Here is a 19,510-nt window from a genome sequence, read left to right on the forward strand (position 1 = left end):
GGCTTGGACCATGACTTCCGCCGGGCGATTTGCCCCGAGCCCTTCGGGTGAACTCCACGTTGGCAACCTCCGCACGGCCGTTCTGGCCTGGCTGTTCGCGAAGTCCAGCGGCCGCGATTTCCTGCTGCGGGTGGAAGATCTTGACCGGGCCCGCTCCGGCGCTGAGGCGCAACAGCTCCGGGACCTGCAAGCCATCGGCGTTACGTGGGACGCCGACGTCGTTCGCCAGACCGAGCGCGCGGGCCTCTACGACGAGGCAATCCAGAGACTGGCGTCGCAGGGGCTCACCTATGAGTGCTTTTGCACCCGCAAGGAAATCCAGGAAGCGCCATCGGCCCCGCATGCGCCGCAAGGCGCCTATCCGGGGACGTGCCGGCGGCTGTCGGCGGCCGAGCGCGAGATTCGGCGGGCGTCCCGTCCGGCGTCGATCCGCCTGCGGTCCGAGGCCACGGAGTGGGCTGTTGAGGACCAGTTGCACGGCACATTTGTGGGGATGGTGGACGACTTCGTGCTGCGTCGGAATGACGGCGTGACCGCCTACAACCTGGCCGTGGTGGTCGACGACGCCGCTCAGGGAATCGACCAGGTGGTACGCGGCGACGACCTCCTTCCGTCCACCCCGCGACAGGCCTGCCTCGCCACGCTGTTGGGCCTTCCCGTCCCCGAATACGCGCACGTTCCGTTGGTGGTAAACCACGACGGCGTGAGGCTGGCAAAGCGCGACGGTGCCGTCACGCTGGACGACCTCGCCGCCGTCGGAATCCCTGCCGAACGGGTGCGGGCCCTGATCCTTGAGTCCCTCGGCCTGCCCGCCGGGACCCTGCAGGACGCGCTTCGGTGGTTCGAGCCGCAGCGGCTCCCCAGGGAGCCTTGGGTGTGGATAACTCCACGTGCCTGAACGGTCCACGCAACTAGTTTCCCTGGGCCGCCTGCACACCCGCGGCCATTCCTGCCCACAACGTATCCGTGGTTGCCGCAATGGCGTCGCTCACCGGAATCCCTTCCAAGTGCTTGCCGGCAGCGAGGAGCGCAGCGCCGTGGAGGCTGACGAAGCAGACCATGGCCAATGTGGCCGGGTCGCCGGGGGCCAGTTCGCCGGCATCCTGTGCCTCGACGATCATTGCCTGCGCTATTTCGATTCCTTGACCGCCGGTGTTCCGCAGCTCGGTACTTGAATCCGGGTGGTGCTTTGTGGAGTACATAACGGTCAGCAGGGCCGGGTGCGCTACCGCGAATCCCACGTACGCCTTCGCGACGCCGACGAACCGCTCCCGCAGGCTGCCACCGGCCTCCGAAGCGGTCTGGATGCGGCTGTTCATCAACTCGAAGCCAGCCATGGCCAGGGCGTCGATCAAAGCCTGCTTGTCCCGGAAATGCTTGGCCGGTGCTCCGTGACTTACGTTTACATCCCGCGCGAGCTGCCTGAGGGAAAGCCCGTCGACGCCAACCTCTTCGATGGTCTCCATGGCACGCTCCAGAAGTGCTTCGCGAAGTTTTCCATGGTGGTAGGGCTGCTCGGTCATGCTACAAGTCTAGGTCAATGTAGGCGTTGACAACAATGTAGGCGCTGCCTACCATGTAGACAGCGACTACATCAGCGTCCACTCAACGAACGGGAACCATCATGACCATGACCTATTCCGGCACCACCGCGCTCATCACGGGAGCCAGTTCCGGGCTGGGCGCCGAATTCGCGCAGCGCTTCGCCGCCCGTGGCTCCAACCTTGTCCTGGTTGCCAGGCGGGTGGATCGCCTGGAAGACCTGGCACGGCAACTGCGAAGCGAACATGGCGTCACGGTGACGGTGCTCCCGATGGACCTCGGCCGGGCCGGTGTGGGGGCGGAGCTTTTCAATGAACTGTCCCTACGCGGCATCGCCGTGGACACCCTGATCAACAACGCAGGCTTCGGTACCCATGGGCCCTTGGTGGAGGAAGATCCAGCGGTCATAGCCTCCGAGATCTCGCTCAATGTTGCTGCCCTGGTTGATATCACCCGGGCTTTCCTGCCTTCAATGCTCACTTCCGGCAAGGGCGCTCTGGTGAATGTGGCCAGTACGGCGGCTTTCCAGCCGATTCCCGGTATGGCTGTCTACGGCGCAACCAAGGCCTTCGTCCTGAGCTTCACTGAGGCCGTAGCCCACGAAACCAAGGACTCAGGGCTCAACGTCCTGGCACTCTGCCCGGGAGCCACAAAGACGGAGTTCTTCGATGTGCTCGGTAGCCAGTCGGCGGCAGTAGGAGCCATGCAGACTTCGGCCCAGGTGGTGGAGACGGCCCTCAAGGCTTTGGACCGCAAGGTGACCCCCGGCAGCGTGGTCTCCGGGTGGATGAATCGGGTGGCTGCGGGTTTCGCCCAGCGACTGCCCAGGGCCGTTACCGTGGCGATCGCTGCCCGCGCCGTCCAGGATTGGTAGGCGGTATTTCCACGCCTCTGACAACGGATAGCCTGATTATGAGGAACCGTCCCTGAAGATCCTTTGCCAATCCGGAGGCCAGCATGACTGAACCACGCTTCACCGTAGAGACAGCCCAGGTCCTGGCGGAGGTGGCCCACAACCGCCAGAAGGACAAACTCAAGCGGCCGTATCGGGAGCACGTCCTGGCAGTAGGTGATGCCCTGGCCGACTTTGACGAGGACATCCAAATTGCGGGCTACCTTCACGACATCGCCGAGGACACCCCCATCACCCGGCAAGCATTGCTGGACATGGGCGTTTCGGAGCGTGCCCTCGCCATTATCGAGCGCGTCACCCGCCGCTTCCACGACGACCCCGATGATTACGACGCCGGCATCCGTTACGTCGCGGAGGACCACGACGCCACGTTGGTCAAGATAGCGGACAATGCCCACAATTCCTTGCCGGAACGCGTCCGGGCGCTCGCCGAGAAGTGGCCGGACAAGCCGCCGGTAACGCGGTACGCCGATGCCCGTCCGGTGCTCTACGCGGCCGTTCCCAAAGAGGAGGTCCGGCTGATCCTGCAACGGATCAACCCGCACCTGCTTGAAGAACTGGACGAGATCGTTCCTGAATAGCCCGCCGCCCCGCGGTCAGCCGGCCGCAGCTTCCAAGCGGCGCAGTGCGGCAGCCCTGCCCTTGTGTCCGCGCCGTTCGTCGTAGGCGATGGACAGGCCCAGGACCAGCATCATTTCCAGCATGCACAGGGGAACGGATGCGCCCGCGGCCGCCATGGCGATACTTGCGGCCAAGCCAATCACCACAAGAGCGGTGCTCCACAGCAATTCGCGGTCCGCGTTGAGCATGCTGCCGTAAAGCGTTGTGAGGGACACCTTGAAAACAATGATGGGGATGGCACTGGATGCGACGGCGGCCGCTGCACTGATGCTGGTCTCATGGTCGATGTAGTAGGCAGCGACATGGAGCCCGGCGCCTGTGGCTGCAATGCCCGCAAAGACCGGCATGTGCGCGTAGCCGAACACCCAGGAGCGGTGCCGTTGGAGATGGAGCGCCGGGCCCGCAGGCAGAATGAAGTAGATCCACCACATGGCGAAGGCCAGCCCTGTGCCGCTGAAGCCAACCAACGCGGCGTCCAGCGTCCAGCCGTGCAGGGCAACGATCGCCCGCAGTGTCTCGATGGCTCCGATAAGGCATTCGCCTAAGGCAATGATGGCAAGCAGTCCGTATCGTTCGGCTATGTGGTGTGCATGCCATGGTGTGCGGGCTTTGCGTTCGGCAAGTCCGGGAACGGACATCTCCAGGACGAACAGCGGCGCTGCCATGAGAAACGTGGTGAGTACGCCGGCGTCGATCAACAGGACAGCGATCCATCCAATTTGAACCATCGAGAGGTACTTTGCGTAGTGCAAACAGGTTTCCCGGCGTTCGGGGTCTTGGCGGGCAGCGCGCAGCCACTGAAAGATCAGGGCTACGCGCATGACAATGTAGCCGAGCACCATGGTGAAGTTGTCCACGTGCTTGCCTTCAATGATGGAGTGGAACACCGGCTCGATGCCCATGGCCAGGATGAGGACGCCCACCATCTGCACCATCGTGACTACGCGGAAAACCCAGTCATCGGTGTCGTACGCGCTGGCGAACCAGGTGAAGTTGATCCAGGCCCAGATCACCGCGAACATCGCAAAGGAGAAGGCAAGGAGTCCTGGCCAGAAGTGCGCCTCCGCCACGGCGTGGGCGAACTGGTTTCCTGCCACTCCGAAGGCAATGACGAAAGTCAGGTCGAAGAACAGCTCAAGCGGGGTGGCGGTGCGGTGCTTCTCATGGGGATCGCGCCCGCCCATCCGGGAGAGGGCATGGCGAAGGGGGTTCGTGGACATGGCTCAAAGATTACCGTTGCCTGGCGAACTCGTTGCACGGACCCCTAAACGCGGCCCAGGACGTCGATGTCTTCCAGGAAGTCCTGGTGCACTTCGGGACTGACGGTGGTGCGGGTGTCCGCGATCGCGTCGAGGTAGTCCTGGGTGACCGGGCCTTTCCGCCCGTTGGTTCCGTCCGAGGCGGAGCCGGCGGCAGCACCGTCGTCGTACACGGCTTTTTCCAGGGCCCGCTGGGAGGCACTGCGGGCCGCGAACTCAATATCCGCCGGTGAGAAGCCCTCGGTCCGCTCGACCAGCTGCGCGATGTCCACTGAGTCGACCACCGACGCCGGGATGAACCGCTGCCACATGGCCTCCCGGGCATGGACGTCCGGAAGCCCAATGGGGATGACGTAGTCGAAGCGGCCGTGCCGGAGGAACGCAGTATCCAGCGCACGGATGAAGTTGGTGGCGCACACCAGCAAGCGGCCGGGCTGTTCGCGGAAAGCCGGAATGATTTTGAGGAGCTCGTTGGTGACGCCCTGGAGCGGCGACGGCGGATCCCCGGCACGCTGGGAGGCGATCTCTTCCACCTCGTCGATGAACACCACGGCATGCTCCAGCTCGGCGATCTCCAGGAAGGTCTCCCGCAAGGCGCCCGCCAAACCCTTGGGATCGGAGGCCAAACGCGAGGGGAACACCTCCACGAACGGCCACTCCAGTCGTGAGGCAATAGCTTTGGCGAACGTGGTCTTGCCAGTGCCAGGCGGACCGAACAGCACCACGGCCCGCGGTGGAACAACGCCGTATTCATCGGCGAGGTCGGCTTCGGCCAGGGGAAGCACCAGCCGCCGCTCCAGCAGTTCCTTTTCGCGACGCATACCGGCCACGTTTTCCCACAGGTCGCGCGCCAGGACGCGCCCACCGAGCAGTCCCAGCGCACCGAGTTCCTGGCGCTGCACCGGAATGGTCCGCTCGAAATAGCGCAGGTTCTTCTTCACCACGAACCCGCGGCCCAGGAACGCCTCGACCCGCGTTTCGGTCTCCGGCATCAGCGCCGAGAGTTTGTTGAGGCCGTGCGGAGCCATCCGGTTCTCGACGGCGGCCAGCAGCGAGGTGCCGATACCCCGGCCCCGGAACTCGGGAAGCGTCGCCAGGAAGACGATCCAGCCTTGGTCATGCGCGGCACGTCCGACGGCGGCACCCACCACTTGCTCGCCCTGAACCGCGACCACGGCGTGGTCCTTCTCGCAGGAGGCCAGGACTTCGGACAACGCGTAGACAGGCTCCACGCCGTCGGCCTTGAGGGATTCCCAGAGGTGCAGTATCCCGTCGAGATCAGACGAGTGGAAGTCCCGGATGCGCCAATTGGTCATGAGTTCTACTCCTGGGCTGTAAGTGAGTCGCCATTGATTCCTTGGAGTTGAGCATAAGCGAATCACTGCCGCCGAACGTTGCGGGCCCGTTGCGTTACGGTGAACGGACCCGCGCTTATGATGAGCACAGATGAGAGTCGGCTCGTTCAAGGGGGAAGCGGTGGGCAACGGTTCTGCACGGCGAGCGGCTGGGTCCGTTAAGGCTGCGATTTTAGCGGTTGTCCTTCTGGCCGCCCTGCCGGTTCCCGCAGCCAACGCCGTGTCGCCGGACGAGTTCAGCATCAGCGGCCCCACCTACGTGGGAACCGGGTTGTCGGTCAGCGGTGCCTACGAGTACTTCTCCGCCTGCGATCCCGATCCACAGCACGGCTATTCCATCCAGTGGCTTCGTGATGGAGAGCCGGTGACATCGCAATCGACCTTCACCTCTTTCTACGAGCTGCGCATGGAGGATGTCGGCACCCGGATCTCGGCTGTTGTCACGGGTTCGCAGGCCTGCAACCCGTCGCAGGTGGTGGTGAAGGAATCCGAGGTGGTCAAAGCCCAGCCCATGCGTGCTGAAGGGTTCACGGGCCGGGGAGTGTTTGAACTTCTGGGACGTCGGCACGATGGTGCACTGATGCTCTATCCGGGCCTGGATGGCGCGCAAGGCTGGAAGCCACCGCGGCTGATCGGCTCCAACTGGGGTGCCTATACCAGGATCATCGGAGCCGGCGACCTCACCAGCGACGGCAAGACCGAACTCCTCGCCACGGATGCGGTGGGCAGGCTCTGGATGTTCTGGGGCAGGGGAGATGGGACCTTCCCCGCAGAGGCGTATCCCTCGGAGATCGGCTGGGGGTGGAACGCCATGGACAAAGTGGTGGGTCCCGGCGATTTCGACGGCGACGGGTACAACGACCTCCTGGCCACCGAGCCCAACGGCAACCTCTACCTCTACCCCAAAGCCGCCCGGGGGTGGACACCGCGCGTGCAGGTTGGCCAAGGATGGGATGTTATGGACCTCCTCATCACTCCCGGTGATTTCAACGGCGACGGCACCGCGGACATCCTCGCCAAAGACAAGGCCGGCAGGTTGTTCCTCTATGGGGGCAACGGAGACGGTGGATGGTTGGCGCCGCGCCAAGTCGGCCAGGGGTGGAACGTCCTGAGCAAGGTGGGCAGCGTGGGGGACTTCAACCGTGACGGCTTTGCCGATGTCCACGGGGTCAACAGCGCCGGTGAATTGCTGATGTACTACGGCGACGGACGCGGCGGTTGGAAGGGTGTGGAAACCGTCGGCTGGGGTTGGAACATCTTCAACGGGCTCTACTGACCTGGCGCTTCCTTATGGCAACCCCGCCGCGCTACGGGCCGATCAACCAACCGGACGAAGCCGCAGGCCCTGCATGCCGCCGTCGACCGCCAGCGAGGTTCCCGACGTCGAGCCCGACAACGGACTTGCCAGGTAAGCCACCGCGCCGGCCACTTCTGCGGGATCCACCATCCGCCCGTGTGGCTGGCGGGCGTTGAGGGCAGCGCGCTCGCCGGCGGGATCGGACGCCGAGTCCAGCAGGCGCCCCACCCACGGGGTGTCCACGGTGCCGGGATTGACGCAGTTCACGCGGATGCCTTCACGGACGTGGTCTGCGGCCATCGCCAACGTGAGGGACAGGACCGCGCCCTTCGACGCCGAGTACAGCGCGCGCTGCGGCAGGCCCGCCGTTGCGGCGATCGAGCACGTGTTCACAATGGCGGCCGCCGGCGACTCGCGCAGGTAGGGCAGTGCCGCCCGGCTGACGCGCGCGATCCCCACCACGTTGATGTTGAGGACGCGGAGCCACTCATCGTCATCGTTCGCGGCGATGTCGCCTTGCGCCCCGATGCCGGCGTTGTTGATGACGATGTCGAGGCGGCCGAACCGCTGAGCTACATGCTCGACGGCGGCACGCACCGAGGCGTCGTCGGCCACGTTGCACTTCACGCCGAAGTGCGGGCTGGCATCCGGTGTGAGGTCCAGGACCGCTACCTCGGCGCCACCTGCGGCGAGGCGGTCCGCGATGGCCGCCCCGATCCCGGAAGCACCACCAGTGACAATTGCCGCGAGGCCATCAAATTCCTTGGCGGTCATCGCGCGGCCTCAGGCGTTGGTGCCGGCGACGGCAACGGTCCGTGCTGCTCCGGCCTGCGCCCGGAAGTACTCCTGGCGCTGACGACCCAGGCCGTCAATTTCCAGCTCCACCACGTCGCCGGGTTGGATGAACGGGAAGCGGCCGGACAAGGCCACGCCCTCGGGGGTGCCGGTGATGATCACGTCGCCGGGTTCCAGGACCATGTACTGGCTGAGATGGTGGACGATCGTTGCGGGGTCGAAGATCATGTCCGAGGTATTGGAGTCCTGGCGGGCTTCGCCGTTGACCAGGGTCCGGAGGCGAAGGGCGCCCGGATCCACGTCGGAAGCGGGGACCAGCCACGGGCCCAGGGGGGTGGATCCCGGGAGTGACTTGCCCTTGGTCCACTGTCCGGCAGCCCCGGGGATCTGGTACTCGCGCTCGGAAAGGTCGTTGGCCACCGCGTAGCCGGCGATGCTGTCTTCGGCCTCTTCCAAGGTCGAAAGGTATGACGCTTCCCTGCCGATGATGATGGCCAGTTCCACTTCCCAGTCGTACTTTTCCGACGACGGCGGGATGGGAGCGGCGTCGAACGGTCCGGCGATGGTGTTGCTTGGCTTCAAAAACACGACGGGAACTTCGGGCGGGTTCGCGCCGGACTCGGCTGCGTGTGCGGTGTAGTTCAGGCCGATCGCGATGACGGATCCAGGCCGGGCAACGGGTGCGCCGAGGCGCAGGCCTTCTGCAGCAATTTCCGGCAGTTCCCCGTTATTCAGGGCCTCGCGGGTGCGTTGTATGCCGTCCGAGGCGAGGAAGCCGCCGTCGATGTCCTTGGTCAGGGGCGTCAGGCTGTAGTACTTCTCGTTGCCGTTTGCGTCCTCGGCGATGACTGCCGGTTGTTCGTTTCCGGCCGTACCCAGCCTGGCGAATTTCAAGGTCATGTCTTCCTCCGTGCGTTCGGGACTAACATCCGAGCTCTAGTGTGGCGTTTTGTCCCATAATACGGAAATGTGACCCATTGACAAGGCATACATCGGATGTTTAGCTTCAACGGAGAACAGCTACCCAGCCAGGAGCCCCATGAGCCTCATTACCGACGTCGAAACGTTCGATATCCGCTTCCCCACATCCCTGGACCTCGACGGCTCCGACGCCATGAATCCGGACCCGGACTACTCAGCCGCCTACCTGATCATCCGCACGGACGCCGGTGACGGACACGAGGGTCACGGCTTCGTGTTCACCATCGGCCGCGGCAATGAGGTGGAAACCGCGGCCATCGAAGCGCTTCGCGGACACATCGTTGGGCGATCTGCTGAAGAACTCCTCGACGACATGGGCGCCACCTGGAAACTCCTGGCCCACGATTCCCAACTCCGCTGGCTGGGACCCGAGAAGGGCGTCATGCACATGGCGATCGGCGCCGTCGTCAATGCCCTCTGGGACCTGAAGGCCAAGCGCGCCGGGCTGCCGCTATGGGAACTGCTCGCAGGCATGGCACCTGAGGAAATCGTGGCGTTGGTCGACTTCCGCTACCTCACAGACGCCCTCACCCCCGATGAAGCACTGGCCATCCTTCGCGCCGCTGAACCCGGACGGGAACAGCGGAAGGTGGCACTGCGCGCCGAAGGGTACCCGGCCTACACCACGACGCCGGGCTGGCTCGGTTACAGCGACGGGAAACTGACGCGACTGGCCAAGGAAGCCGTGGCTGACGGATTCGAGCAGATCAAGTTGAAGGTGGGGGCGTCCTTGGAGGACGATATCCGGCGCGTGCGTGCTGCGCGGGCTGCCGTTGGTCCCGACATCAGGATCGCCGTGGACGCCAACCAGCGCTGGGACGTGCAGGAGGCCATCGACTGGATGGCCCACCTTGCCCCGTACGACATCGCCTGGATCGAGGAACCCACCAGCCCGGACGACATCCTGGGCCACGCCGCGATCGCCCGGGCTGTGGCACCCATTCCTGTGGCAACAGGGGAGCACGTGCAGAACCGGGTGGTGTTCAAACAGATGCTGCAGGCAGGTTCCCTGCAGGTGCTCCAGATCGATGCGGCCCGCGTGGCCGGCGTCAACGAGAACATCGCCATCCTGCTGTTGGCCGCGAAGTTCGGTGTCCGTGTCTGCCCGCACGCCGGCGGGGTGGGGCTGTGCGAAGCCGTGCAGCACCTGTCCATGTTCGACTACGTCGCCGTGTCCGGGACCAAGGAGGAACGGACCATCGAGTTCGTTGACCACCTGCACGAACACTTCGTCACACCGGTGGAGGTCCACAGCGGCGCGTACTGGCCGCCGTCGAGTCCTGGTGCCGGAAACGAAATGCTCCGTGAAACACTGGCCGCGTACAGCTTTCCTGACGGCCCGGTATGGAAGGAAGACCAGTGATCCAGCACGCCCCCTGGTTCGAAGAGGCACGTTTCGGGATGTTCGTGCATTGGGGTATCTACGCCCTGCCCGCACGGCACGAATGGGTCATGAACAGGGAAGAGGTCACCGTCGAGGAGTACTCGAAGTACTTCCGGCGCTTCGATCCTGACCTGTACGACCCCCGCGAATGGGCCAGGGCCGCCCGCGCCGCCGGAATGAAGTACGTGGTCCTCACCACAAAGCACCACGATGGCTTCTGCCTGTGGGATTCGGCCCTGACCGACTACAAGGCCACCAACACCCCCGCCGGCAGGGACCTCATCCAGCCTTATGTGGAAGCACTCCGGGCCGAGGGGCTGAAGGTCGGTTTTTACCACTCGCTCGTCGACTGGCACCACCCCGACTTCACCATCGACGGGGTACATCCGCAACGCAACGCGGCCGACGTCGAACGTTTGAACAGCGGGCGGGACATGGACCGCTACCGTGAGTACCTCCACGGCCAGGTCCGCGAACTCCTGAGCAACTACGGCACCATCGACTACCTGTTTTTCGACTTCTCCTATGCCGGCGACGGTCACGGGCAGTTCTGGGGTGGCAAGGGGCGCAAGGACTGGGACTCCGAGGCGCTGCTCGCGATGGTCCGGGAGCTGCAGCCGGGCATCGTGGTCAACGACCGCCTGGACATCCCGGGAGACTTCGTCACGCCGGAGCAGTACCAGCCGGCCGGCCCCATGATGCTCGACGGCGAACCGGTCACCTGGGAGGCTTGCCAGACGTTGAACGGCAGCTGGGGGTACGACCGGGACAACCAGGACTACAAGTCCGTGGACCTGCTTATTCGGATGCTGATTGACGGGGTGTCCAAGGGCGGAAACCTGCTGCTCAACGTGGGCCCAACGGGGAGGGGCGCTCTGGATCCGCGGGCGCTGGAGTCGCTGGCGGGAATCGGGGAGTGGATGAAACTGCATTCCCGCTCCATCTACGGTGCGGGGGTTTCCCCGTTCACCGCTCCCTCGGACGTCCGCTACACCCAGCGCGGGGACCGGCTCTATGTGCACTTGTTCGCCTGGCCGTTCGAATACGTACACTTGCCTGGTTTGGCCGACAAGGTGGAATACGCCCAGTTGCTCAATGATGCCTCGGAAGTGTTCCTTCGCGAGGTGGACCCGGACCAGCAAGCCGTGAACATGACCCCCGGCGGCCAGCCCCCGGGAACCTTGACCATCAAGTTGCCGGTGCAGAGGCCGGATGCTGCAGTTCCGGTGCTGGAGCTGTTCCTTAGGCCCTCCACTGTGGAAGCGCCCGCGAGCAATGGTTGAGAGCATCGCCTTGCACACGCGGCTCAAACCGGGCACGGAAGATGAGTACGCCGACGCCCACGCGCACATCCCTCCGGAGCTCGTCTCGGCCTTGAAGGAAGCCGGGGTCCGGAACTGGCGCATCTGGCGCAGCGGGCTCGACCTCTTTCACGTGGTGGATGTGGACGACTACCAAGCGATGCGGCGTGCGCTCGCCGACCATCCCGCCAACGTGCCGTGGCAGGCCAGGATGGCTGAACTTTTGGACGTCCAGGACGATTACTCCGGTGCGGATACGGGTATCGGGAAGGTATGGGAACTGCCATGAACCCACTGGACCTCCACAGGCTGGGCAGGCTCGGCTTTGGCGGCGCCGGGATCGGAAACCTCTACCGGGCCATCCCGGACGGCGAAGCCCTTGCCACGGTGCTGGCCGCCTGGGATGCCGGAGTCCGCTACTTCGACACCGCGCCACACTACGGCCTGGGCCTGTCGGAACAGAGACTCGGCGCCGTACTGAGGGACAAACCGCGCGACGAATTCGTCATCTCCACCAAGGTTGGCCGTTTGCTGGAACCCAACCCAGCCGGAGGGCGCGACTCCGAGGGCTTCGACGTACCTGCCACCACGCGGCGAGTCTGGGACTTCAGCGAGGCCGGCATCCGACGCAGCATCGAGGAGTCGTTGGAGCGGCTTGGGCTTAGCCACGTGGACATCGTTTACCTGCATGATCCCGACGTCCATGACCTTCAGGCCGGAATCACCCAAGGGTTGCCCGCGCTGGAAAAGCTACGGTCCGAGGGCCTGGTGTCGGCCATTGGTGTTGGCACCAACTCCGCCGAAGCCGCCCTGGAGTGTATCGAAGCCGCCGACCTTGACCTCGTGATGCTCGCCGGACGCTACACCCTGCTGGAGCAGCCCGACGTTCCCCTCCTTGAACGCTGTGTGGCGCGCCGCACCGGCGTCGTAAGCGTTGGCGCCTATAACTCGGGCCTGCTGGCCCGTCCCGAGGTCCCGGACGATGCGCATTACAACTACGGGCAGGCACCTGCCGCCGTGTTGGAGCGGGCGCGGGCGCTCGCGGCCATCTGCCGCGAGTTCGGTGTGGAACTTCCGACGGCGGCACTCCAGTTTCCGCTGCGGCACCCGGCTGTTGTGAACGTGACCGCCGGGGCGACATCCCCTGAACAGATGGCCACCAATGCGGAACGGATGTACCAGCCTGTTCCTGAGGAGCTGTGGGTGGCGTTGGAGGGACTGGAACGGTGATTGATTCGCACCTGCATCTGTGGACCTTGGACACGTTCGTCACTGGAGGGGAGCGACCCTATTCCTGGCTCGGCCCGCAGCATGGCGCGCTGTACCGCAGCTTTGGCGAAGACGAGGCGTGGGAGACGCTGGATGCCGCCGGCGTCAGGGGTGCGGTGCTGGTCCAGGCAGACGACACTGTTGCCGACACGGAGAACATGCTGGCCGTGGCGTCGCGGAATCCGTGGGTCCTGGGGGTGGTGGGTTGGCTGCGGTTGGATACGCCGGCCGAGGCGGCATCCCAGCTGGACCGATTCGCGGCGAACCCGGTGTTCCGCGGCGTGCGGCACCTGGTGCATGACGATCCCCGGCCGGATTTCCTGGACGTTCCCTCCGTGCGGGAATCGCTGGCTTTGGTGGCGGGCCGTGGCTTGGCCTTCGATGTTCCGGACGCATTCCCGCGACATCTCGAGGGGACTGTCCGGCTGGCACGGGAGCTTCCTGAACTGACCGTGGTCCTTGATCACCTGGGCAAGCCGCCCTTGGCTGACCCGGCGCTCATGGACTCGTGGCGGAAGGATTTCCTCGCCCTTGGCCGTGAGCCGAACACCGTGGCGAAGCTCTCAGGGCTTCATGTTGCGGGACTGCCTTACACCAGCGATGCGCTGCGGCCCCTGTTCGAGACTGCCGTGGAGGCTTTCGGTGCCGGACGCTTGATGATCGGCGGGGACTGGCCGGTGAGCACCCTCGGGGCGCCGTATGGCCGGACCCTCGACGTGCTGCTGGAACTCGTTTCCACGCTGGACCCTGAGGAGCAGGACGCGATCCTGGAAGGGACCGCGATCCGTACCTATGGGCTGGCAGCCAACCCGATGGTGGATGCCTAAAGGGCTTGGATGCCGCTCGGATGCTTAGAGCGCTTGGATGCTCAGAGCGCTTGGCGCAGCCAGTTCTCCACTCCGCTGATGTGCACTGTCACCAGTGCCCGGACCAGTTCCGCGTCACCACGTTCCAATGCTTCCGCGATCGCGCGATGCTCGGCCAAAGTATGCGACACGGCCTTCTCCTGGGTCAGCCCACGCCAGATCCGGGCGCGTACTGTGCTGCTGGACAGGGCTTCCAGAAGACTGCCCAAGTAGTCGTTTCCGGCGGCTTCGGTAATGATGCTGTGGAATTCGAGGTCATGGGCAACCAGTTCCTCAACGTCAGTGGTCTCGTCGATTCCGTCCATCGTTCCGCGGAGGGCGACGAGCTGTTCCGGAGTGATTTTCGCCGCCGCGAGGTGGGCCGTGGCGGGTTCAAGGATTCGTCGGACCTCGAAGAGCTGCAGTATGGAGCGGTCCTGGTGCAGGTCCACCACGAACGCTACGGCTTCGTTGAGCAGTTTTGCGTCGAGGCTGGTCACATATGTTCCGTCGCCGCGCCGGACATCCAGCACCCGGATCAGCTCCAAGGCCTTCACCGCTTCGCGCAGCGAGCTTCTGGACAGGCCAAGCCGTTCGCTCAGTTCCTTCTCCGGCGGAAGCCGATCGCCGGCCTTGAGTTCGCCCCGGATCAGCATGTCCTTGATCTTGCTGATCGCCTCGTCTGTGACAGCCATGGACCAATAGTAGCCACGAATGATCGGATGTCTGCCTCCGCCGCGTCCCCGCCCAACTAAGTAACAGCACATGCTCTACTGAGTGGTCATTGGAACAGGTGCTGTTACCCAGTTGGGGGCGTTAACGGACGACGGCGGCACCCCAAGTTCCGCTGTTACGGAACCCGGGTGCCGCCGTCGTGAGTCAGGCGTTGCTTTACTTGTCGCCGCCGCCGGGCAGCGGGCGGTTGGCGATCACCGGGGCACTGCCGGTGTAGCCATCGCGGGTGGCAGCAAGCTCGTGGATCTGCTTACGGCACAGGAACCAGCCCCAAACCATCAGGGCGCAGGCGATCGCCGTGACCAGCATGGTGAGCGGAGATTCGATGAACACCATCACCAGGACACCGGCAAGGAAGAGCAGCGACAACCAGCCGGTGTACGGGGCACCGAAGAGGCGGAAGGACGGGCGCTTGACCCAGCCCTTGTCCGCCCAGCGCTTGAGCTGCATCTGGCACAGGACGATGGTGGCCCACGTGACAATGATGCCAACGGAGGCGACGTTCAGGACGATCTCGAAAGCGTCGGCCGGAACCAGGTAGTTCAGCGGAACGCCGAGCAGGGAAACACCGGCAGTGATCGCGATGCCGCCGTAGGGGACACCGGCCTTGTTCATGCGCTGTGCGAACTTCGGAGCAGAACCGGCCACGGACATGGAGCGGAGGATACGGCCCGTGGAGTACAGACCGGCGTTCAAGGAGGACAATGCAGCGGTGAGGACAACGAGGTTCATGATCACGTCAACGCCCTGGACACCGATGGATCCGAAGAACGTCACGAACGGGCTGACACCCTTCTCGTAGGAGGTGTACGGGAGCAGCAGGGCCAGCAGGATGACCGAGCCGACGTAGAAGACTGCGATACGGAAGACCACGGAGTTGATGGCCTTGGGCATGATCTTCTCGGGTTCCTTGGTCTCGCCCGCAGCGGTGCCCACGAGCTCGATGGAGGCGTACGCGAACAGAACACCCTGCATGAGGATGATCATGGGGAGAATGCCGTTCGGGAAGATGCCGCCATTGTCCGAGATCAGGCTGAAGCCGACTGTTTGGCCATCAACCGGGGTGCCGAAGATGACGAAGTAGGTGCCCACCAGCAAGAACGCCACCAGGGCAGCAACCTTGATCAGCGCGAACCAGAACTCCATCTCGCCGAAGACCTTGACGGAGACCAGGTTCAGGCTCAGCACCACTACCAGGGCGATGAGGGCCCACGCCCACTGCGGGACCGCTCCCATCCATGGCACGTATTTGCCGAAGAAGTTCATGTAAAGGGCTGCGGCCGTAATGTCCACGATGGTGGTTGTGGCCCAGTTGATCCAGTAGAACCAGCCCGAAACGAAGGCTGCCTTCTCGCCGTAGAACTCGCGGGCGTAGGAGACGAACGATCCGGACGAGGGGCGGTGCAGCACCAGTTCGCCCAGTGCGCGGAGGATCAGGAAAGCGAAGAAGCCACAGACGGCGTATGCGATCACCAGGGAAGGGCCGGCTGCGTTGAGGCGGCCACCTGCGCCAAGGAACAGGCCGGTGCCGATGGCGCCACCGATAGCGATCATCTGGATCTGACGGGGCTTGAGGTCCTTGTGGTAGCCAGTGTCCTCTTTGTGGAGGGCTTTCTCACTGGCGTGCGCTTGGGCCGGAACCGTGTGGTCAGTGATGGGATTGGTCATTGGAATCCTTAGGAGTGTCCTGTTGGGGGTGTCTTGTGCGCAGCCGGTCGGGGTTCCGGGCACACAAGACAGCGCCTCGATTGGGGTATGCCTCATCGGGCGGGACGGCTGTATGAAGCCGCTGGGCTTTTTGGCCGTTGTGGGCCTATTTGCTCAGGTTGGCCAGACGTTCTGGACTGAGCAATTCTTCGAGCTGGGCAGCGGTCAAGAGGCCGTGCTCCAAAACAAGTTCTGCCACACCCTTGCCCGTTGCCAGCGCCTCCTGGGCAATGGCGGTGGCGGAGGCGTAACCGATGTGGGGGTTCAATGCCGTGACGAGACCGATCGACTGCTCCACGGTAAGCCGTAGCCGTTCGGTGTTTGCGGTGATGCCCCGGACGCAGCGTGCCGTAAGGGTGCGGCACGCTGCTTCCAGGTGGGAGATGCTCTTGTGCAGGCTGTGCACAATGATCGGTTCGAAGGCATTCAGCTGAAGCTGGCCTGCCTCTGCGGCCATGGTGACGGTGACATCGTTGCCGATGACTTCATATGCCACTTGGCTGACCACTTCCGGGATCACCGGGTTGATCTTGCCGGGCATGATCGACGAACCGGACTGCACAGCCGGAAGGTTGATCTCGCCCAATCCCGCGCGCGGTCCGGAGGACAGCAGGCGGAGGTCGTTGCAAATCTTGGAAAGCTTCACTGCCACGCGCTTCAGGACCCCGGAGAGGTGGACGAACGCTCCCACATCCTGGGTGGCCTCGATAAGATCGGCGGCCGTAAGCAGGGGGAGGCCGGTGATTTCGGCCAAGTGCCGGCAGGCGGCTTCCGCATAGCCCACCGGGGCGTTCAAGCCCGTGCCGATGGCCGTGGCTCCGAGGTTGATCTCGTGAATGAGCATGTGGGACTCGTCCAGGCGTGCGCGGTCTTCGCCAATGGTGACGGCGTAGCCCCCGAACTCCTGGCCCAAGGTCATGGGAACTGCGTCCTGCAACTGCGTGCGGCCCATCTTCACCACGGTCCGGAACTCGCGGCCCTTCTCTGCGAAAGCCACTTCGAGTTCCTCAAGCGCCGCCAGGAGTTCCTTCACGGAGAAGATCGTGGCGAGGTTGACCGCCGTCGGGTAGACGTCGTTGGTGGACTGGCTCAGGTTCACGTGGTCGTTCGGGTGCAGCTTGGAGTAATCGCCCTTGGGGTGTCCCAGGATCTCCAGCGCACGGTTGGCGATGACCTCGTTGGCGTTCATGTTGGAGCTGGTGCCCGCTCCGCCCTGGATCACGTCCACCATGAACTGTTCCTGCAGCTTGCCATCCATGATGTCCTGGCAGGCCTGTTCGATGGCGTTGGCGCGCTCGGCGTCCAGGAGCCCAAGCTCGTGGTTGGTCCGGGCGGCTGCCTGCTTCACTGCGGCCAGCCCCCGGACCAGGTGCTTGTTGGTGGAGAGCGGCTGCCCGGTGATGGGGAAGTTCTCGATGGCTCGCAGTGTGTGGACGCCCCAGTAGGCGTCCGCGGGTACATCGCGGTCGCCCAGGAGGTCATGTTCGGAGCGGAGGGGGATCGCCTGATCGACGGTGGTCATAGCTGTCCTTGGTTAGTTACTGAAAATTCTGCTGCGCGGAGTTCGCCGACCGGAAGGCCGCCGCCCAACACAGGTGGGCTTTGAAGCGTGTCCAGGCTGCCGCCGTCGACACCCAGACGGCGGAGGACCTCAAGGGTGACGGGCATGCGCGCGCGGTCGCCGCCGTCGGAAATCTTGACTGCCAGCCCGGTGCCGTCCGGGAGGCCGACGAGTTGCAGCCCTTCGAAACCGTCCTTCGCGAGCAGGCCGGGGACGGCGCGCATGAGGGCGGTGACGTCCCTTCCTTCGCCGGCCACCATCTCCGGGAAGCGGCGCATCGCGTGGGCCACCTTGCCCTCGAGGGTGTCCTCGTCCGCGGCGGCCAGCCGGCCATACGCGCGGGCCATGCCGTGCAGCGAGTGGGCGAACAGCGGAGTGCCGCAGCCGTCCGTGCTGACGGCGGCGGCTTCCTCGCCGGTCAGCTCGGTGACGGTGTCGCGGACCAGCACCTGCAACGGGTGCTCGGGGTGCAAGTATCCCTCCACAGGCCAGCCGTTGATGACGCAGACGGCGGTCATGGAGGCGTGCTTCCCGGAGCAGTTCTGGGCGATCTGGGTGGGACCATTGCCAGCGCGCAGCCACTCCTCGCGTTCCGCGACGCCATACGGCAGATCCGTGCTGTTCGCCAAGGCTTCGGCAGTGAGGCCGTGGAGCTTCAGGATTTCGGTGGCGCCATCACGATGCATCTTCGCACCGGAGTGGCTGGCTGCCGTGAGTGCGAGGAGGTTTTCGGGAAGGTCCAAGCCGGCCTTGAGCAGGGCGACGGCCTGCATTGGCTTCAAGCTTGAACGCGGGTACATGGGGGCGTCCGGCTGACCGGCTTCGAGGAGGGTGCTGCCATCTGCGGCAATCGCGATCAGCGAACCGTAATGGATGCTTTCCACCAGTCCGTCGCGGGTTACTTCGACGAGGGGGACGTGGTTCGGGGCAGGCGCTTGGTCTGCCTGATGCGCGGGTGCCTGGGTGGCGTTTGCCTGTGCGTTGGGGGCGGGCATGGTGGCAGTTTCCTTTGGGTGTGTCATTTGCTGAGGATTGTGTCCAGTGCCACGCTGACGGCCTGCAGGTGGGCAGCCATCGCCATGCTTGCGGCTTGGGAGTCGCCCGCCTCAATGGCGTCGAGAATGGCGACGTGTTCCTCGTCCGAGCGGTGTTGCCGGTCAGCGACGAGGTTCAGGGTTTCGGACTGGTGGGCCAGCGCTTCGCGGATGTCCGACACCACGCTCGCAAACACACGGTTTCCACTGGCGCGGGCCACGGCCGAGTGGAAGCTGGCATCCAGGTTTACCCAGGCTTCGGGGTCGTTCTCGTTGAGCATCTCCTGGATGATGTCCTTCAGGTGCTCAAGTTCTTCATCTGTCCTTCTCTCAGCCGCCAGTCCGGCAGCCGGGATCTCGATGTGAGGACGTGCTTCGTTAAGATCACGCGCGCTGTACTGGCCCAAGGTAAGGTCATTAGCAACCTTGTTGGCCACAATGAACGTGCCCTTGCCGGTTTTGGTGACTGTGAGCCCCAGGGTGTTACACGATCTCAGAGCTTCCCTGATTACCGAGCGGCTGACGCCGTACTGGGCAGCGAGCGTCGCTTCGGAACTCAGCTTGGTGCCGATGTCGAACTGGCCGCCTTCGATGGCCCGGCGGAGTGCGGCAAAGACGGCCTCAGCTGCGGAAATGCGCGAAATGGGCATATGCGCTGAATGGCCACTCTGGGACTCGGGCTGTCCGGCTGTCCGGCTGTCTGACAGGTTCACGCTTCGAATATGGCACGGGTCACAAGATGCTGTCAACGCTGAAAGGCTTGCTTCACGGTTTGGGGACTGGTAAAGGCGTCAGCACAACATCATGAAGACTGGACCATGGGCAACTTGCGAACATTGGTAGCAACGTCGTCCGCGGCTCTCTGGAAAGTGACAGGGGTGTGGCGTCGTTGGTTGTTTGGGAGCCGGGTG

Annotated in this window: 19 protein-coding genes; 9 read left to right on the forward strand and 10 right to left on the reverse strand. The window is 64.2% G+C overall.

Annotated features, from left to right (window positions below; genetic code table 11):
* Positions 1-10 precede the first annotated feature (10 nt).
* Positions 11-898: a tRNA glutamyl-Q(34) synthetase GluQRS gene (gene gluQRS, locus ACFUOZ_RS19165; RefSeq protein ID WP_377551042.1), complete on the forward strand. Its 888-nt coding sequence runs from the start codon at positions 11-13 to the stop codon at positions 896-898.
* Between the two features lie 13 nt (positions 899-911).
* On the opposite strand, the gene ACFUOZ_RS19170 is transcribed toward gluQRS, so the two are convergent.
* The gene (locus ACFUOZ_RS19170; RefSeq protein WP_377551044.1) at positions 912-1,523 is read right to left on the reverse strand and encodes a TetR/AcrR family transcriptional regulator; all 612 of its coding nucleotides are present in this window, start codon (positions 1,521-1,523) and stop codon (positions 912-914) included.
* 101 nt (positions 1,524-1,624) lie between these two features.
* On the opposite strand from ACFUOZ_RS19170, the gene ACFUOZ_RS19175 reads away from it, so the two are divergent.
* Together ACFUOZ_RS19175 and ACFUOZ_RS19180 are read left to right on the forward strand one after the other, a co-directional pair.
* Positions 1,625-2,416, forward strand: a complete 792-nt coding sequence (locus ACFUOZ_RS19175) for an SDR family NAD(P)-dependent oxidoreductase (RefSeq protein ID WP_377551047.1) — start codon at positions 1,625-1,627, stop codon at positions 2,414-2,416.
* An 83-nt stretch (positions 2,417-2,499) separates the two neighbouring features.
* Entirely contained in the window at positions 2,500-3,036 is a 537-nt protein-coding gene (locus tag ACFUOZ_RS19180; RefSeq protein ID WP_377551049.1) for a phosphohydrolase, read from the forward strand.
* Between the two features lie 15 nt (positions 3,037-3,051).
* On the opposite strand, the gene ACFUOZ_RS19185 is transcribed toward ACFUOZ_RS19180, so the two are convergent.
* Both ACFUOZ_RS19185 and ACFUOZ_RS19190 read right to left on the reverse strand, forming a co-directional pair.
* On the reverse strand, positions 3,052-4,296 hold the full coding sequence (locus tag ACFUOZ_RS19185) for a low temperature requirement protein A (protein ID WP_377551051.1): 1,245 nt from the start codon (positions 4,294-4,296) through the stop codon (positions 3,052-3,054).
* A gap of 44 nt (positions 4,297-4,340) precedes the next feature.
* Complete coding sequence (locus ACFUOZ_RS19190) at positions 4,341-5,651, reverse strand: ATP-binding protein (RefSeq protein WP_377551053.1); 1,311 nt, start codon at positions 5,649-5,651, stop codon at positions 4,341-4,343.
* A 160-nt stretch (positions 5,652-5,811) separates the two neighbouring features.
* Between ACFUOZ_RS19190 and ACFUOZ_RS19195 the strand changes: the two genes are divergently transcribed.
* A complete protein-coding gene (locus ACFUOZ_RS19195) occupies positions 5,812-6,966 on the forward strand; it encodes an FG-GAP repeat domain-containing protein (protein ID WP_377551055.1) in 1,155 nt (384 codons plus the stop codon).
* Positions 6,967-7,008: 42 nt separating this feature from the next.
* Here ACFUOZ_RS19195 and ACFUOZ_RS19200 read toward each other — a convergent pair whose 3' ends face one another.
* Positions 7,009-7,761 carry an SDR family NAD(P)-dependent oxidoreductase gene (locus ACFUOZ_RS19200; RefSeq protein ID WP_377551057.1) on the reverse strand — a complete coding sequence of 251 codons (753 nt, stop codon included), beginning with the start codon at positions 7,759-7,761 and terminating at the stop codon, positions 7,009-7,011.
* A 9-nt stretch (positions 7,762-7,770) separates the two neighbouring features.
* Complete coding sequence (locus ACFUOZ_RS19205) at positions 7,771-8,682, reverse strand: fumarylacetoacetate hydrolase family protein (protein ID WP_377551060.1); 912 nt, start codon at positions 8,680-8,682, stop codon at positions 7,771-7,773.
* Positions 8,683-8,821: 139 nt separating this feature from the next.
* Here ACFUOZ_RS19205 and ACFUOZ_RS19210 point away from each other — a divergent pair, with 139 nt between their 5' ends.
* The 5 genes from ACFUOZ_RS19210 to ACFUOZ_RS19230 are packed head-to-tail and all read left to right on the forward strand — an operon-like array spanning position 8,822 to position 13,544.
* The gene (locus tag ACFUOZ_RS19210; protein WP_377551062.1) at positions 8,822-10,126 is read left to right on the forward strand and encodes an L-fuconate dehydratase; all 1,305 of its coding nucleotides are present in this window, start codon (positions 8,822-8,824) and stop codon (positions 10,124-10,126) included.
* The gene (locus ACFUOZ_RS19215) at positions 10,123-11,430 is read left to right on the forward strand and encodes an alpha-L-fucosidase (RefSeq protein WP_377551065.1); all 1,308 of its coding nucleotides are present in this window, start codon (positions 10,123-10,125) and stop codon (positions 11,428-11,430) included. Before ACFUOZ_RS19210 ends, ACFUOZ_RS19215 begins: the two co-directional genes overlap by 4 nt.
* A complete protein-coding gene (locus tag ACFUOZ_RS19220) occupies positions 11,423-11,737 on the forward strand; it encodes an L-rhamnose mutarotase (protein ID WP_377551068.1) in 315 nt (104 codons plus the stop codon). The genes ACFUOZ_RS19215 and ACFUOZ_RS19220 overlap by 8 nt, the downstream gene beginning before the upstream one ends.
* Positions 11,722-12,678, forward strand: a complete 957-nt coding sequence (locus ACFUOZ_RS19225) for an aldo/keto reductase (protein ID WP_377551070.1) — start codon at positions 11,722-11,724, stop codon at positions 12,676-12,678. Before ACFUOZ_RS19220 ends, ACFUOZ_RS19225 begins: the two co-directional genes overlap by 16 nt.
* Complete coding sequence (locus ACFUOZ_RS19230; RefSeq protein ID WP_377551072.1) at positions 12,675-13,544, forward strand: amidohydrolase family protein; 870 nt, start codon at positions 12,675-12,677, stop codon at positions 13,542-13,544. Before ACFUOZ_RS19225 ends, ACFUOZ_RS19230 begins: the two co-directional genes overlap by 4 nt.
* A gap of 41 nt (positions 13,545-13,585) precedes the next feature.
* Here the strand turns inward: ACFUOZ_RS19230 and ACFUOZ_RS19235 are convergent, their stop codons facing one another.
* The 5 genes from ACFUOZ_RS19235 to ACFUOZ_RS19255 form a co-directional block, all read right to left on the reverse strand.
* Positions 13,586-14,257: a FadR/GntR family transcriptional regulator gene (locus ACFUOZ_RS19235; protein WP_377551075.1), complete on the reverse strand. Its 672-nt coding sequence runs from the start codon at positions 14,255-14,257 to the stop codon at positions 13,586-13,588.
* A 196-nt stretch (positions 14,258-14,453) separates the two neighbouring features.
* The gene (locus tag ACFUOZ_RS19240) at positions 14,454-15,965 is read right to left on the reverse strand and encodes an amino acid permease (protein WP_377551077.1); all 1,512 of its coding nucleotides are present in this window, start codon (positions 15,963-15,965) and stop codon (positions 14,454-14,456) included.
* Between the two features lie 145 nt (positions 15,966-16,110).
* On the reverse strand, positions 16,111-17,526 hold the full coding sequence (gene aspA / locus ACFUOZ_RS19245) for an aspartate ammonia-lyase (RefSeq protein ID WP_377551080.1): 1,416 nt from the start codon (positions 17,524-17,526) through the stop codon (positions 16,111-16,113).
* Positions 17,523-18,587 (reverse strand): asparaginase, encoded by a 1,065-nt coding sequence (locus ACFUOZ_RS19250; protein ID WP_377551083.1) that lies wholly within the window; start codon positions 18,585-18,587, stop codon positions 17,523-17,525. The genes aspA and ACFUOZ_RS19250 overlap by 4 nt, the downstream gene beginning before the upstream one ends.
* Positions 18,584-19,312 carry a FadR/GntR family transcriptional regulator gene (locus ACFUOZ_RS19255; RefSeq protein ID WP_377551085.1) on the reverse strand — a complete coding sequence of 243 codons (729 nt, stop codon included), beginning with the start codon at positions 19,310-19,312 and terminating at the stop codon, positions 18,584-18,586. The genes ACFUOZ_RS19250 and ACFUOZ_RS19255 overlap by 4 nt, the downstream gene beginning before the upstream one ends.
* Between the last annotated feature and the right edge of the window lie 198 nt (positions 19,313-19,510).

Origin of the sequence: Paenarthrobacter sp. NPDC057355, assembly GCF_042667405.1 — a bacterium.
Taxonomy (GTDB): Bacteria; Actinomycetota; Actinomycetes; order Actinomycetales; family Micrococcaceae; genus Arthrobacter.

Bases quoted from the DNA above. Each gene is read 5' to 3' on its own strand.
- ACFUOZ_RS19250 (WP_377551083.1), bottom strand. From the start codon at position 18,587: ATGACACACCCAAAGGAAACTGCCACCATGCCCGCCCCCAACGCACAG.
- ACFUOZ_RS19180 (WP_377551049.1), top strand. From the start codon at position 2,500: ATGACTGAACCACGCTTCACCGTAGAGACAGCCCAGGTCCTGGCGGAG.
- ACFUOZ_RS19240 (WP_377551077.1), bottom strand. From the start codon at position 15,965: ATGACCAATCCCATCACTGACCACACGGTTCCGGCCCAAGCGCACGCC.
- ACFUOZ_RS19235 (WP_377551075.1), bottom strand. From the start codon at position 14,257: ATGGCTGTCACAGACGAGGCGATCAGCAAGATCAAGGACATGCTGATC.
- ACFUOZ_RS19200 (WP_377551057.1), bottom strand. From the start codon at position 7,761: ATGACCGCCAAGGAATTTGATGGCCTCGCGGCAATTGTCACTGGTGGT.
- gluQRS (WP_377551042.1), top strand. From the start codon at position 11: ATGACTTCCGCCGGGCGATTTGCCCCGAGCCCTTCGGGTGAACTCCAC.
- ACFUOZ_RS19225 (WP_377551070.1), top strand. From the start codon at position 11,722: ATGGGAACTGCCATGAACCCACTGGACCTCCACAGGCTGGGCAGGCTC.
- ACFUOZ_RS19220 (WP_377551068.1), top strand. From the start codon at position 11,423: ATGGTTGAGAGCATCGCCTTGCACACGCGGCTCAAACCGGGCACGGAA.
- ACFUOZ_RS19210 (WP_377551062.1), top strand. From the start codon at position 8,822: ATGAGCCTCATTACCGACGTCGAAACGTTCGATATCCGCTTCCCCACA.
- ACFUOZ_RS19185 (WP_377551051.1), bottom strand. From the start codon at position 4,296: ATGTCCACGAACCCCCTTCGCCATGCCCTCTCCCGGATGGGCGGGCGC.
- ACFUOZ_RS19170 (WP_377551044.1), bottom strand. From the start codon at position 1,523: ATGACCGAGCAGCCCTACCACCATGGAAAACTTCGCGAAGCACTTCTG.
- ACFUOZ_RS19205 (WP_377551060.1), bottom strand. From the start codon at position 8,682: ATGACCTTGAAATTCGCCAGGCTGGGTACGGCCGGAAACGAACAACCG.
- ACFUOZ_RS19190 (WP_377551053.1), bottom strand. From the start codon at position 5,651: ATGACCAATTGGCGCATCCGGGACTTCCACTCGTCTGATCTCGACGGG.
- ACFUOZ_RS19175 (WP_377551047.1), top strand. From the start codon at position 1,625: ATGACCATGACCTATTCCGGCACCACCGCGCTCATCACGGGAGCCAGT.
- aspA (WP_377551080.1), bottom strand. From the start codon at position 17,526: ATGACCACCGTCGATCAGGCGATCCCCCTCCGCTCCGAACATGACCTC.